Source organism: Trichococcus palustris (genome assembly GCF_900114465.1).
Lineage (GTDB): Bacteria > Bacillota > Bacilli > Lactobacillales > Aerococcaceae > Trichococcus > Trichococcus palustris.
This window is the reverse complement of record NZ_FOTD01000003.1, coordinates 128937-142666: the sequence shown is the minus strand read 5'-3', so window position 1 is coordinate 142666 and position 13730 is coordinate 128937. Positions and strand designations below refer to the sequence as shown.

Annotated in this window: 13 protein-coding genes; 3 read left to right on the top strand and 10 right to left on the bottom strand. The window is 43.1% G+C overall.

Translation table 11 applies throughout. The features are described from left to right. Nucleotides 1-66 precede the first annotated feature (66 nt). From BM101_RS03205 to BM101_RS03195, 3 genes are all read right to left on the bottom strand, one after another. Nucleotides 67-1149, bottom strand: coding sequence for a BMP family lipoprotein (locus BM101_RS03205; protein ID WP_087030674.1), 1083 nt, complete (start codon nt 1147-1149; stop codon nt 67-69). 156 nt (nt 1150-1305) lie between these two features. Beyond that, a complete protein-coding gene (locus BM101_RS03200) occupies nt 1306-3741 on the bottom strand; it encodes a DNA translocase FtsK (RefSeq protein WP_087030671.1) in 2436 nt (811 codons plus the stop codon). Nucleotides 3742-4142: 401 nt separating this feature from the next. Next, nucleotides 4143-4448: a DUF1033 family protein gene (locus BM101_RS03195; protein ID WP_087030668.1), complete on the bottom strand. Its 306-nt coding sequence runs from the start codon at nt 4446-4448 to the stop codon at nt 4143-4145. Between the two features lie 154 nt (nt 4449-4602). Between BM101_RS03195 and BM101_RS03190 the strand changes: the two genes are divergently transcribed. Together BM101_RS03190 and yidC are read left to right on the top strand one after the other, a co-directional pair. After that, nucleotides 4603-4878, top strand: a complete 276-nt coding sequence (locus BM101_RS03190; protein WP_087030666.1) for an acylphosphatase — start codon at nt 4603-4605, stop codon at nt 4876-4878. Nucleotides 4879-4940: 62 nt separating this feature from the next. Further along, nucleotides 4941-5870: a membrane protein insertase YidC gene (yidC, locus tag BM101_RS03185; RefSeq protein WP_087030664.1), complete on the top strand. Its 930-nt coding sequence runs from the start codon at nt 4941-4943 to the stop codon at nt 5868-5870. Nucleotides 5871-5957: 87 nt separating this feature from the next. Here yidC and BM101_RS03180 read toward each other — a convergent pair whose 3' ends face one another. From BM101_RS03180 to gndA, 3 genes are all read right to left on the bottom strand, one after another. Beyond that, the gene (locus BM101_RS03180) at nt 5958-7361 is read right to left on the bottom strand and encodes a HAMP domain-containing sensor histidine kinase (RefSeq protein ID WP_256212117.1); all 1404 of its coding nucleotides are present in this window, start codon (nt 7359-7361) and stop codon (nt 5958-5960) included. Between the two features lie 100 nt (nt 7362-7461). Further along, entirely contained in the window at nt 7462-8163 is a 702-nt protein-coding gene (locus tag BM101_RS03175) for a response regulator transcription factor (protein ID WP_087030658.1), read from the bottom strand. A 179-nt stretch (nt 8164-8342) separates the two neighbouring features. After that, the gene (gndA, locus tag BM101_RS03170; protein WP_087030656.1) at nt 8343-9779 is read right to left on the bottom strand and encodes an NADP-dependent phosphogluconate dehydrogenase; all 1437 of its coding nucleotides are present in this window, start codon (nt 9777-9779) and stop codon (nt 8343-8345) included. A 226-nt stretch (nt 9780-10005) separates the two neighbouring features. Between gndA and BM101_RS03165 the strand changes: the two genes are divergently transcribed. Then, nucleotides 10006-10137 (top strand): DUF4044 domain-containing protein, encoded by a 132-nt coding sequence (locus tag BM101_RS03165; RefSeq protein WP_245825579.1) that lies wholly within the window; start codon nt 10006-10008, stop codon nt 10135-10137. A 110-nt stretch (nt 10138-10247) separates the two neighbouring features. Here BM101_RS03165 and BM101_RS03160 read toward each other — a convergent pair whose 3' ends face one another. The 4 genes from BM101_RS03160 to BM101_RS03145 all read right to left on the bottom strand — a co-directional run bounded on the left by BM101_RS03160 (nt 10248) and on the right by BM101_RS03145 (nt 13617). Next, complete coding sequence (locus BM101_RS03160; RefSeq protein ID WP_245825578.1) at nt 10248-10649, bottom strand: rhodanese-like domain-containing protein; 402 nt, start codon at nt 10647-10649, stop codon at nt 10248-10250. Between the two features lie 84 nt (nt 10650-10733). Next, on the bottom strand, nt 10734-11816 hold the full coding sequence (locus tag BM101_RS03155) for a YqgU-like beta propeller domain-containing protein (protein ID WP_087030654.1): 1083 nt from the start codon (nt 11814-11816) through the stop codon (nt 10734-10736). Between the two features lie 91 nt (nt 11817-11907). Next, the gene (locus BM101_RS03150; RefSeq protein ID WP_087030651.1) at nt 11908-12885 is read right to left on the bottom strand and encodes an ROK family glucokinase; all 978 of its coding nucleotides are present in this window, start codon (nt 12883-12885) and stop codon (nt 11908-11910) included. 33 nt (nt 12886-12918) lie between these two features. Further along, nucleotides 12919-13617, bottom strand: a complete 699-nt coding sequence (locus BM101_RS03145; RefSeq protein ID WP_087030648.1) for a rhomboid family intramembrane serine protease — start codon at nt 13615-13617, stop codon at nt 12919-12921. Nucleotides 13618-13730: the final 113 nt, after the last annotated feature.

Here is a 13730-nt window from a genome sequence, read left to right as displayed (position 1 = left end):
AAAAAAAGCAACTTAAAATCCATCCGGAAATTAAGTTGCTTCACCTCATTCAATACAATTGATTTATTATTTTTCTGGAGCTTCAGGAACTGTGATGGTTCCGTCTAAAATTTGTTGTTTGGCATCGTTGACAGCTTTTAGTGCATCATCTGTCAGTTGTCCGTCCGTCAAGTTAACGCCATCTTCGGCTAACCCGAATGTCATCACTTCGCCGGCAGGGAATTCACCGTTCATTGTTTTCGTTGCGATATCTTTTGTAGCAGCCCCTACGCCTTTAAGCGTTGAAGTCAACGTCAGATTTCTTTCTGTGCCGTCATCCAAAGTCAGTTTTCCTTCTTCCGTTTGGTCGCGGTCAACACCGATTACCCAAATTTCTTTGGAAGGATCAGCTTTTACGATATCTTTCGCTTCTGAGAAGACACCGTTCCCGCTGTCGCCAGCGGCTTGATAGATCACGTCTATTCCGCTCGCATACATCGCTGCTGCTTTTGATTTACCACCGGCAGCATCGCCGAATGAACCTACATATTCAACTTTTACAGCAACATCAGGATTGACCGATTTAACGCCCGCAACGAACCCGGCTTCAAAACGGTCAATAACGGTACCCTCTTGTCCGCCGATGAAACCGACTTGGTTCGTCTTCGTTGTTTTCGCAGCGGCAACACCTGCAAGGAATGCCGCTTCGTTATCTTTGAACGACACAGAAACTGTATTTTCGCCAGTGATGACAGCATCGATAATGGCGAATTTAGTATCAGGGTTTTGTTTAGCCACATCTTGCATAGCTGGCTGCAATTTGTAACCAATACCGATGATCAAATCAAAATTACTGTTTACAGCAGTGTTTAAGTTTGTTACAAATTCTGAATCGGCATTTGATTGGATATAGTCATAGCCATCCACGCCTTTTGTTTTGCCGTTTTCTTCACCCCAAGCGACTAAACCTTCCCAAGCGCTTTGGTTGAATGATTTGTCATCGACACCGCCGACGTCGGTAACCATTCCGACGGTAAAATTATCATCCGTAGCGGCAGTTGTTGCGCTGCTGGCAGATGATGGTGCAGTCTTAGTCCCGCCACAGGCAGCCAAAATGGTAGTAACCCCTAATCCCAATGCTAATAAACTAACATATTTTTGTTTTCTCACTATAAACCCTCCAATAAAATAGTAGTCATTGGCTTGTACGTACAAGCTTCTTACAAAAAATATCATAACATGTATTTTTCAAAAAGGAAATATTCCGGCCTTGTTTGTAATCGTTTTTTCATTTAATATCTTAATGTTGAACATTATGTAAGCCTTTTACCGATCCGATTCTGCGCTTATTTCCGAATTATTTTCATATATCCCTTCGCCAATATTCACTTTTCTCGGCTTGCTTCCGTCAGCTGGCCCGACAATGCCCCGCGCTTCCATTTCATCAATCAGGCGGGCCGCACGATTATAGCCGATCCGGAACCTTCTTTGCAATTTTGAGATACTGGCCGTCTCATCGCCTCTGATGAATTCGACAGCTTCCCCAAACAGGTCATCCTCCGGTTCTTCGGCCGTTTCCGCTGACGCTTCGGTAGGCATCATCTCTTCAACATAATTCGCTTCTTGCTGATTTTTGACAAAAGTAACGATATGTTCCACTTCTTCATCCGAGAGGAAGGCTCCCTGAACGCGCATCGGTTTATTTTCACCCATCGGTCGGAATAGCATATCCCCGCGGCCGAGTAATTTCTCAGCTCCGCCACCGTCTATGATCGTTCGGGAATCGATAGAACTTGAGACGGCAAACGCAATGCGGGAGGGGACATTCGCTTTGATGATCCCCGTGATGACATCCACGCTCGGTCTTTGTGTTGCAAGGATCATATGGATCCCTGCAGCACGGGCCATTTGCGCAAGGCGGATGATGGCGTCTTCGACTTCGTTGCTGGCTACCATCATCAGGTCGGCTAATTCATCTACGATGACCACGATATAGGGAAGGGTCGGATTGTTTTCTCCATTTTCCATATTGTATTCAACGATCAGATTATTGTAGCCATCGATATTCCGCATGCCGGTACCGGCGAACAATTCATATCTCCTCTCCATTTCGGCCACGACTTTGTGCAAAGCTTGGGCGGCTTTCCTTGGGTTCGTAACGACCGGAGTCAATAAGTGGGGAATGCCGTTATAGACATTCAACTCGACTTTTTTCGGATCGATCATCATCATCTTGACTTCATTCGGTTTTGCTTTCATCAAAATGCTGGTGATGATGCCATTGATGCATACGGACTTCCCGCTCCCTGTCGCCCCAGCGATCAGGAGATGGGGCATTTTCGTTAAATCGGCGCTTTGAACAACACCGGAGATGTCTCTGCCTAAAGGGACTTCCAATAGTTTATCCGTATGCTTTTGTCCTTCCATCACATCGCGAAAGGATACCACACTGATTTCGCTGTTAGGGACTTCGATACCGATGAACGATTTGCCCGGGATCGGCGCCTCGATGCGGATGTCTTTGGCTGCCAAAGCCAAAGCGATATCATCATTCAGATTGACGATTTTGCTCACCTTTACACCCACGGCCGGTTGCACTTCATATTTCGTTACGGCTGGTCCCAGATTGGCTTTCGTTACTTTTGCGTCGACGCCGAAGCTCGCGAAGGTTTCCTCCAATTTCTTCACATTTCTTTCGATGATGGCATATTCATTCGATTGGTCGACAGGCTTTATGGTATTCAACAAAGTGACGGAAGGCAATTGATAATCGCGGTTTTCTTGCTCTGCCGTAATTTCAAACTCCAAATCGCCGGTGGTGTCTTCCTCTTCCGTTACATCTTTGCCTTCGGATGACGCCGGATTCCCTTCCACCGCTTTTTTCTCCGGAGCTTTGACTTGTTGACTTTGGAAACTGTCTATTTTCAATTGCCTCGGTTCAATCACAGTTTCTCTCGCGGCAATAGTCGCCTCTGCTGAAGCTTCATCTTGCATTAATTTTTTGCCCAGCGATTCCACCTTGATCTGATTTTTGGCTTTTTCTATGATGCTTGGTTTCTTCTCATTTTTTGCGGCTGTTTGGGTCGTTCGCTCTTTCAGATTTTTGGAGTCGACCAGATTTTTTGATTCTACGATCGAGCTTGCCACCTTTTCTTTCGTGAACAAGACAGCTTGTTTGCTGCCGTATCCTAATTTGGCGCCGATTTTCCGAACAATCTCCATTACATCATGCATCGTAAACCCGAACAGAATTCCGAATCCGAAAAACACCAGCAGACCGGTGATGATGTATGTCCCCCATTGGGAAACTAAAAAATAGGTCCCCGTGTACAGGAGCGCCCCCGTTATGCCGCCACCCATTTCCGAAGCTGTATTGCTTTGTCTTACATCAATCAAAAAGCGATTGATGGTCGTAGAGACGATCGATTCACCATTCATTACCACTGCTTCAAAGGATTGCGAATGCAGATACAATACCCCCGCCGTATACAATAATAGACCGCTCAAAAGCCAATTAAGCCTGATTTTTGGCTCTTTTCCTTTCAATATCAAAAAAAGACCGTATAGGCCGAATAAACCCAGACTGACTGGATATGTTTTTCCCACAAAGAATCTGAAAAAGTTCGCCATCATGATTCCTGCAAACCCTAATTGGCCGATTCCCAAGGCCGAACTGAAAAGGAAAAGCACGCCTACAAGTTCATAGGAAATCTTTTGGCTATTGCTCTTCTTTTTCTTTTTTGTTGTCGTTCTCTTTGCCAAGCTTTTCAGCTCCTTATCTTATTAATCATCATTGGAAAACGTGTGACTTCAGCGGCTTGCTCAAACCATCCATATCTTTACATTATACTATAATATAATACCTTTTCGACACTATTTAAGCAATTTACCTTTTTTAATAAAGTGGGCTGGAGAACTGCCTCCCGCTCGGCTATTGCTCATGGATTCACGCTTGAAGTGGGAAGCTTCCAAGAAACAGGGTCTGCTTAGCAGGTATGTACACCCTTCCCACAGCGTTTTCTCTTGTATGCTCTAGGCTGTCTCCGTCGTTCCGATGGTTCTCTTTCCTTTAGGCCAACGCCTATAATCGCAGATCATCGTTCAGGATAAAAACAAAAAAACTGATGAAGCCGCTCCGTAAGCAGGCCTTCACCAGTTTCCCGTCAGTCCGATCTATTTTCTTCAATCTTTTTTTTGTCCTTCAGTAAAAGGAGCCCATGAAACAGTTGGATATCGTCATCGCAATTATCGCAGAAATAAATTTCTGATTCATTCCAATATGCTGTCAGATAAGTATTTTTTGTTTTCTGGAAGGGATATTTATTAGAGAGCTCTTGCGATTCGCGATAAAATTCTTGGACCGCTTCTTCAAATGAGGAAAATTCCTTTACTTGCACGACATGATCTTCCCAATCTTCAAAAAACCACCAAGGTTCATATTCACACTCAGTCAACATCACTTGATACATCCTATCACCTTCTTTATGGAAAAAAGTATAGCACAGATGGTAAGAATATACTTGTTTCACGTACTGGGTTGACCGCCTAGTTTGTAAACGGTAAACTTATCCTATAGTCCACTGTTGTTATATGGTTCACATGCAAAGCATGGGAGGGTTAGTGATGAAAAAAGTCAAAATACGTGTTGTTGGGCGTGTCCAAGGTGTCGGTTTTCGGTATATGACAAAATTAGTCGCGGACGAAATCGGGGTGACCGGAATCGTCAAAAATGAAGATGATGGCAGCGTCTATATTGAAGCCGTCGGTCCAAACGAAAAAATCGAAGCATTCATCAAAGCGATCAAAAAATCCCCTTCACCAAGCGGAAGAGTGGATGCCTGTAACGTAGCAGAAGACGATGCCATTGAGAATTATTTAAGATTTCGCATTACCAATTGAATAAAGATTGTCCTTCATGTATAGTAGTAATGTTATCGAAAAATAGTAAAGGAACGTGAACAATGAAACTTAAGAAGAAGTTGTTGCTTTCTGCGGAAATGATGACCTTATTACTCATTCTTTCAGGATGTATGCAATACGATGAAAATAAAAATCCGACAGGAATGATCTACGATTATCTCGTTGTGCCGACAGGAAAATTGATCGTCATGCTTGCTGAATTTTTAAACGGTAACTATGGACTGGCTATCATCTTTATCACCATTGTGGTTCGCTTGGCGATCATGCCGATGAACGTGAATCAGATTAAAAAATCCATGGTCCAACAAGAAAAAATGAAATACATCAAGCCTGAGTTGGAAGATATCAAATTCCGCCAACAAAATGCACAGACACCGGAAGAAAAAGCAGCTGTTTCGCAAGAAATGATGGCTTTGTACAAAGAAAACAACATAAGCATGACCGGTGGTGTCGGCTGTCTGCCTATCCTGATTCAAATGCCGATTTTTACAGCAATGTACCAAGCCGTACATCTGACCCCACAAATTGCCCAAAGTACTTTCTTAGGGATTAATTTGGGGGACAAAAGTCCGCTTCTCGCTATTCTTGCCGGAGTTGCTTACTTGGCCCAAGGGTATGTTTCCACAATCGGGATGCCGGAGGAAACCAAGTCACAGATGAAAACGATGATGCTCATGAATCCGATCATGATTCTGATGTTCTCATGGTCTTCCCCTGCCGGATTGGCTCTATACTGGTTAGCCGGCGGAATCTTTGCGGCTGCACAAACCTTGTTGCAGAATCGCATGATCAAACCAAAGGTCCAACAACAAGTTGAAGAGGAAATGAACAACCGCCCGATCAAGAAAAACATCAAGGTGGCCAAACCTTCCGCATCCTCAGCCAATCAAGCAAAACCCGTAAATGCAATCAGCGCAACAACAGAAAACAAGCAAACGGGACGTAATGCAGGAAAACAAAAGAATCAATGACCCTAAGTATAAAAAGTCCGGCAAAGCTAACGAAAGGTTAGCTTTGTCGGACTTTTTGCATCTACTTCACTTGGAGGATAGCTCCGTTTACAATTCTTCTTCCGGTACGTAATCCTTTAAAATCGGTAACTGAATCCTGAATATGGAGCCATGCCCCAACACACTTTCAACGGTAATATCTCCTTTATAACCTTCCAGCAGCTCTTTTGCGATGGAAAGGCCTAACCCATTGCCGCCTTTATTTCTGGAGCGGGCTTTGTCGACACGGTAGAAGCGCGCAAAAATTTTCTGCTGATCCTCCTGCGACATCCCTTCGCCGAAATCTTGAATCGCAATCTGAACATAGGACATGGACTCAGATATGGAAAGATGGATTTCATGCCTATCTGTAGAATACTTCACGGCATTATCCATCAGGATGACCAGTATTTGTTCAAAGTGGTTCCGATAGATGTTTACATATACTTCCCGTTTCAAATCATTATCCAAATTAAAAACAAAATCAGGATAAAGCATTTTAAAATTATGGAAGGTATGAAGCACAACGTTCAATATCGGCGTCACTTCATTCTTATAATGAATTTCAACTTGCTCGGCCCTTGATAAATCAAGCATCTCCTGCACAAGCGTCTTCATTCTTTGTATTTCCGTCAGTGACGCCGATAAGGATTCATCCAATATTTGCGGATCTTCTTTCCCCCAACGATTCAGTAATTTCAGATGGCCTTCCACAATTGCGGTAGGTGTCCGCAACTCGTGGGAAACATCCTCCACGAATTGTTTTTGTTGACTGACATACAGCGCCATTTTATCCAACAGCCCGTTTATATGGACCGACAGATCCGTAAATTCGTCTTTGCTGTTGGAAATTTTAATCCGCGTTTCGGATAGCGTATCTTCCTCGATCTCATTCATCGTATCAACCATCTGTTTGATCGGACGGAAGAAATAGAAGGCGATGCCGTACCCGGCTGCGATGGAAAGGATGAACGCTGCGGTCGTCATGTACAGATAAAAGTTCGTATTATGCGACCTGATTTTATGATAGTCGTTCAGTCGGAAAACGATTTGCACATATCCCATCAAATTGGAACCTTCCTGGCTCATAATCGGGCTACCTGCTACAAAAGCGTCTAAATTGTTCAGAGTGGTTTCTCGTAAATAAGTATCGGGATTTTTGATGAAAGTCGTATAGCTCTTTTGTGTCTCATATAATAATTGCCCATCCGTATCAAACACACGAATATTTATACCCCTAGCCTTCAGATCATCCAAAAAAGGATAATTTCCAACGGTCTGTAACCCTTTCGAGACCGTTGAAACGGAGATCTTTTCAAACAAACTTTCGACGCTATTGATAGTGAGCTTCGTGTCAATTTCTGACAAAGACTTTTGGACGGAGTGCAACATATTTTCGGCGCTCTTTTTTTGACCCTCATACACCTGATTGTTGGATTGGTTCAATAATAGCGAAGCCGATATGAAATACATCAAAAAGAAAGCTATGCTTAAAAGAAAACCCCATTTCCAACGGATGGATTTGGGATTTCCTATCTTTTTACTCGGCATATAATTGTATCTGCGCATAAGATTATGAACGCATTACGTATCCTGTGCCACGAACAGTCTGAATGTAACTTTCATGGCCGGCTACGTCGATTTTATTCCGCAGGTAACGAATGTATACGTCCACTACGTTAGTTTCCACTTCAGTCTTGTATCCCCATACTTTATTCAGCAATACATCCCTGGATAAAACAACATTGATATTCTCCATCAATATCAGCAACAGTTCATATTCACGTTTTGTCAATTCAATATGTTCTTCTCCGCGGCGGACAACACGATTTTCTTTTTCAATCGTCAAATCGCGGTAAGTAACGGTCGTTTGTTTCACTTTACGTTGTTCTTCTTCAATATCGATGCGACGCAATAAAGCACGGACCCTTGCCAATAATTCTTCAATAGCAAATGGCTTAACGATATAATCATCTGCACCATGATCCAATCCGGAAACGCGGTCGATGACGGAATCTCTTGCCGTCATGATGATGATGGGCGTATCCTTTACAGGGCGTAAACGACGGCATACTTCGATACCGTTCAATTCAGGCAACATCAAATCCAATAAAATGACATCCCAGTCTTGGCTTAAAGCTGCTTCCAGTCCTGTTCTCCCGTTATAGCAGATATCCGTTTCATAGCCTTCATGTTTTAATTCCAATTCAATGAAACGGGCTAAATTTTTCTCGTCCTCAATGATTAAAATTCTTTGTTTTTCTTTGTTCTCCATAGCGGTCTCCCCTAATGTTTCATTTATAAAACTTTCAACATCACATAATATTTTAATTTCATTTTAGCATATTGCCGCTGATATTTCTCAACAAAATGATTTCTGCTATAAAAAAGTCATCCAAACCCACGTTTTGGATGACTTTTTTGAAAATATACTATACGGAAAGGCCCCAATTGTTAGTCTTGAGGAACTTCCACTTCTTTATCCCATTCAAAATGGTAAGTACCAGCTTTGTCCGTACGTTCATAGGTATGTGCCCCAAAGTAATCTCTTTGTGCTTGGATAATATTGGCAGGCAACACAGCCGACCGATAAGAATCGAAGTAAGCGACTGCAGATGAGAATGTTGGAACCGGAACACCTGCGACAACAGCTGTAGCAACGACTTCGCGCACTGCGCCTTGATAATCTTTTGTGATGTTCACGAAGTAGTCATCCAACAACAGATTTTGCAAGGCTGGATTCTTCTCGTAAGCGTCTGTGATGTTTTGTAGGAATTGTGCACGGATGATGCAGCCTGCACGCCAAATTTTGGCGATTTCACCGTAGTTCAAATCCCAGTCGTTTTCTTCGCTTGCCACACGCATTTGGGCAAACCCTTGCGCATAACTCATGATTTTGCTGAAATATAATCCTTTGCGGATGTTTTCGATGAACGCTTTTTTGTCCACTTTGCTCATATCGACAGCAGCAGGTTGCGGCAGAACTTTGCTTGCAGCCACACGTTCATCCTTCAATGCAGAAATATAACGGGCGAATACAGATTCGGTGATCAACGGCAAAGGAACGCCGACATCTAACGCGCTTTGAGAAGTCCATTTACCCGTCCCTTTGTTTCCGGCACGGTCCAAGATGATATCCACCATCGGTTTGCCTGTTTCAGGGTCATACTTCGTCAAAATGTCAGCTGTAATGTCAATCAAGAAACTATCCAGTTCGCCTTTGTTCCATTCAATGAAAACTGCGGCAATTTCTTCAACAGACATGCCTAAATATTTATGCATGATGTCATAGGCTTCAGCAATCAACTGCATATCGCCATATTCGATACCATTGTGTACCATCTTAACGTAATGGCCAGCACCGTCTTTACCGATGTATGCCACACAAGGTTCGCCATCTGGAGCTTTGGCAGAGATTTTTTCCAAGATAGGCGCTACCAAATCATAGGCTTCTTTTTGTCCGCCGGGCATGATGGAAGGGCCTTTTAATGCTCCTTCTTCCCCGCCGGAAACGCCGGTTCCGATGAAGTTGATGCCGGAGTTTTCCAATTCTTTGCTGCGGCGGATAGTGTCCTTATAGAAGGTATTCCCGCCATCGATCAGTACGTCCCCTTTATCCAAATGAGGCAATAATGATTGGATTGTTTTATCCGTCGCTTCACCAGCTTTTACCATCATCATGATTCTTCTTGGTTTTTCTAATGAATCCACAAATTCTTCAATTGTAAAAGTTGGCACTAATTTTTTGCCAGGATTTTCAGCGATCACTTGCTCTGTTTTTGAACCTGAACGGTTGAAGACGGATACGGAATAACCTCTGCTCTCAATATTTAAAGCTAAGTTTTTACCCATTACGGCCATACCGACTACGCCGATTTGTTGTTTTGACATAATATAATACTCCCTTCATGATGGATACATCATTTTATAATGTTAATCCTAACAAAAAAAAGCGGAAATGAAAAGCCTACCATTGAAATAAATCACATTATCCCCTCATTTCGTCCCTTTTTGTTTAACATTTCTTTAATTTTTTATTTTGCAATTCTCCGGCATTTACTTTTAATTTTTTCTGTTGTACACTGTATTTTGTAAAATATAAAAGGTGGGGAAAAAGTTGGAAAAGAAATCAGGTACTACCTCTTCTAAATTCAATAAAATGACGAAAATCGTCATTTGGATCATGCTGATTGCTATGCTGGGATCAGGATTAATTTCCGTTGTGTATTCAGTCTTCATTAACATGTAACCACAAATTGTTTTCAACCGCAAAAATAATAGAGAGCCTGGGATATTTAATCTCAGGCTCTCTTTGTATGCACGCTTCTATTTTTGATTGCTGGAAATCAAAGTTGGCAGCTAGGCTCCCTTTTTGATTTTGCCGTTCCAGGCAGCATATCCGCCTTTAAGAATATAAATATCTTTGTACCCATTTTTTTTCAGAATCGCAGCGCAGCGTCCGCTCATCACCGTAGTTTGATCGTAAAGATAGACGGGTTGATCTTTTCTTATTTCTGGGTATCTTTGCTTAAACGTTGTAAACGCGATATTTCTCGCCCCTAATATGTGTCCGGCATCAAAGTCATTTTTTTCTCGAACATCAATGATTTGTGCTTTCCGCATATTTGTTCTGAATTCTTCGTCAGTAAGCATAATTGCAGAATTTTTTCTTTGCATGAAAAAATAAACTTGATAGAGTGCGTACCCGATGATAAATATCCATAAAACAATATTAAAAATTTGAAGTCCTGTTAAATTCAATAATATCCGTCCCTTCCATTCTCTTACTTTTTTATTTTACACTTGAATGAAACGCTTTTCTACTGTTTTCGGCGTATTCTTTGCCTAATCATGCAATTTAAGCAGTTTCCTTTGCGCCACATCAACTAGAAACTGATAGGAATCCCCGTACAGCAGATGCTTGCCATCCGGCGAACTCTCTATCGGAGCCAACGCTTCAACCGCAAGTAATGTAGTCATCGATTTCGTGACAAAATCAGCCTGAACGATACTGTATGCCAACTTATGATCCTTTCCTTCCGCCGGCATCACGCTGAAGATAGCTGTGGAATCCGCTGCAATGGCAAGTTCCGGCAAAAGGATTTTTTCTTGTTCGTATATTGCTTGGATGCTGATGAATCCTTGGTCGATCAGTAAAGGATAATAATAAACCAACAACAACTCGTTCGGGTTGAAATCGGAAGGGGTAATCATCACGACTGACTCCCCTTCTATTTCATAGCGAAGGACATTCTGGTTGATGATGGTCTCTTCGCCCTCCGGACGAACATCATCCAACAGGAAGAGGTTCTTGCCGTCCTTATCGAAAGCCGTCGTATGCAGAAAGAGATTTTGCGAATACCAAAAAGGTTGTGCCGTTAAATCTGGTTGCTCCGTCAGTACCCCTTCCGTCATTCCCCACAAAAAATATTTTTCATTTTTCGAACTGTCCGTCACCGTCAGAAAAATTTTGTCTGCATCTGTCGGATTCCAGGACAGATTCGCTATCGTGCCGATGCCCAGTTTTCGTTCCAGAATAACGTTCCCTGACTTGTCCAAGAGGAGCGTGTCGTCGCCTTCTGGAGTCATTACTTGCAGCAAAATCCTTTCCCGGTTTGGCGAAATACTGATGTATTTTATTTCCCCTTTAAACGTCCGGATTGGCAGAACCTCATTTTTTTGGCAAGCATAGCTGTAGATGCCTTCTTCATCGTTCCTTTTCAGAACGGTAAGAATGGATTGATCATCCAACCAACCTACCGCGTATAAAAAATCATCATCGGAAAACGGAGGCGCATAGACTGCTGCCGATTCGTTTGCAGCGCCAGAAGCATCTAAAGAGCCATTTACCGTCTGCTTGCCGCATCCGCACAACAGCAGCAACCACAGAACTGAAATGCTTAAAAAGGTCGATCTCTTGGCATCCATAGTAACACTCCTAAATCCGACAGTTTTCCTGTATTGTTCCAGCCAAGAAAACTCTCACGGGTATAAGATCAGTAGGCTAGATACGCTCGCCTTACAATTGTTGTTTATTTATTTGCGCAACAGCAAGGTAGCATGCACCGATGATACCGGCATCATTTCCTAATTCGGCTAATTTGATGTGGGTTGTTTTTTGCACATTCGGGAAAGTGAATTCCAAGAAATAGTTTCTGACTTGTTCCAATAAAAATTCCCCTGCAGCAGAGACGCCGCCGCCGATGATGATATACTTCGGATTCAACAAATTGCCGATGTGACTGCATGCCAACCCTAAGAAGTAGGCCGCACGGTCCACAACGATAAGCGCCAAATCATCGCCTTCTTTGGCAAGATCGAAGATTGCCTTTGAAGTGATTTCTTGTCCATCGTCGATCATGAATTTCAATCGCGAATCGCCGGCATACTCCTCTGCGTGTTTACGCGCCAACTTGACGACGCCGGTAGCGCTGGCAACGGTCTCCAGACATCCTTTCCCTCCGCAAGTGCAATCAAATCCATGAGGATCCACTTTCATATGCCCGATTTCTCCGCCTGATTCCGCCGTTCCGTGGATCAGATTGCCTTCTGCGATGATTCCTCCGCCGACACCTGTCCCCAGTGTGATGAATACGACATCGTCGTTATCTCCGCCGGCGCCGCGCCATTTTTCGCCCAGAGCGGCAACATTGGCGTCATTATCGATATAGAAAGGAATGCCTAATTCTCTCTCTATCGTCTCCCTCACGGGCTGCAACGTTTTCCAATTCAGGTTAAACGCACCGATGACTGTTCCTTCACTTCTATCCGCCACACCAGGGGACCCCATTCCGATTGCTAAAAAATCTTCCGAGGTTAGTTGGTATAAGTCCAAATGATGTTTAATGGATGCAATAATATCCGGCACAATATGTTTCCCTTCAGCACTGCTGTCCGTTGGTATACTCCATTTTTGTTGCACTTCTCCGGCTTCCGTCAATATGGCCAACTTCACTGACGTACCGCCCAAATCGATTCCGATTACTTTTTTACTCACTGCATTTCCTCCTCGTTTTTCAGGTTATAACCATCAGTATAACGCAAAACCGGCTCTTAGAAAACCCGTCAGGGCAAAGATTATTACGCTTACAAAATAAATGACTAAAGCAAGTATCCTTTGTTTATTTTGGCCCCTCGAAACGTTGGGGTCAGCAATGAATAGGGCAGCCAATACGCCACCGAGTGCACCGCCGAGATGGCCAAAGTTATCGATTGCCGATGAAAAAAAGCCTACGGCAAAATTCAAGACAATCAAAACGGTGAAGTTCCTCGCCATCTGCTGGATGGCATAATTATGCGGATATGCCCGGCCCAAAACAATGGCGGCCGCAAACAATCCAAATAAGGAGGTACTTGCTCCTGCAGAAACAGCGTCACTAAAAGCAAAACTCATGATATTGCCCATCAATCCGCTCAGAAGGTAGATAAGAGCAAACCGTAAACTTCCGTAGATGATCTCCATCTGCGTCCCTAAATAGTACAGCGTGATGCTGTTGACCAATAGATGCGTAAAGCCGATATGGATGAATATCGGTGTAATCAATCGCCATACTTCCCCGTTCACGATCGCTGGATTGTACTTGGCACCGAACAAAATGAGCGTGTGAATATTCGTGCTCCCTCCACTAAAGGTCATCCCTACAAATATAATGATTTGAATCGCTAAAAACAAATAGGTCACATACGGTTTATTCCGAAAAGCCTGTTTTCTGGCATTCAGTACTTGCATTTAAACATCCCCTTCCATCATCATTCATTATACGTCAATTGGAAGCGATGAACAAATGTTGCACTAGTGTTCCACGTTGTTCGGTTCCATTGGTTGTTCGATTTCCCTTAGCA

Bases quoted from the DNA above. Each gene is read 5' to 3' on its own strand.
- BM101_RS03180 (WP_256212117.1), bottom strand. From the start codon at position 7,361: ATGTATTTCATATCGGCTTCGCTATTATTGAACCAATCCAACAATCAG.
- BM101_RS03145 (WP_087030648.1), bottom strand. From the start codon at position 13,617: ATGCAAGTACTGAATGCCAGAAAACAGGCTTTTCGGAATAAACCGTAT.
- yidC (WP_087030664.1), top strand. From the start codon at position 4,941: ATGAAACTTAAGAAGAAGTTGTTGCTTTCTGCGGAAATGATGACCTTA.
- BM101_RS03195 (WP_087030668.1), bottom strand. From the start codon at position 4,448: ATGTATCAAGTGATGTTGACTGAGTGTGAATATGAACCTTGGTGGTTT.
- BM101_RS03155 (WP_087030654.1), bottom strand. From the start codon at position 11,816: ATGGATGCCAAGAGATCGACCTTTTTAAGCATTTCAGTTCTGTGGTTG.
- BM101_RS03175 (WP_087030658.1), bottom strand. From the start codon at position 8,163: ATGGAGAACAAAGAAAAACAAAGAATTTTAATCATTGAGGACGAGAAA.
- gndA (WP_087030656.1), bottom strand. From the start codon at position 9,779: ATGTCAAAACAACAAATCGGCGTAGTCGGTATGGCCGTAATGGGTAAA.
- BM101_RS03190 (WP_087030666.1), top strand. From the start codon at position 4,603: ATGAAAAAAGTCAAAATACGTGTTGTTGGGCGTGTCCAAGGTGTCGGT.